The sequence below is a fragment of the Klebsiella sp. K47 genome, from assembly GCF_051858335.1.
GTDB classification, from domain to species: Bacteria; Pseudomonadota; Gammaproteobacteria; order Enterobacterales; family Enterobacteriaceae; genus Klebsiella; species Klebsiella pneumoniae.
The window spans coordinates 1-219 of sequence record NZ_JBPYUI010000485.1; the positions used below are offsets into that span (position 1 = coordinate 1).

Consider the following 219-nt stretch of genomic DNA (forward strand, 5'->3'; position numbering starts at 1 on the left):
CTCCCTACGTGCGCCGTTATGGCGTGGCGCCGGGGCGCAAGCTGGTGCTGTCGACCAACAACGATCACGCCTATCGCGTGGCGCTGGACTGGCACGACGCCGGGCTCAAGGTGGTCGCGGTCGCCGATGCGCGGCACAACCCGCGTGGCTCGCTGGTGGAGGAGGCACGTGCCAAGGGCATTCGCATCCTCACCTCCAGCGCGGTGATCGAGGCGCGCG

At 69.9% G+C, this 219-nt stretch carries 1 protein-coding gene; it reads left to right on the top strand.

Annotation, left to right across the window (positions count from 1 at the left end):
- Positions 1–219, top strand: a 219-nt coding sequence (locus tag RRF55_RS28910; RefSeq protein WP_439419433.1) for a hypothetical protein, incomplete at both ends; no start/stop codon positions are given.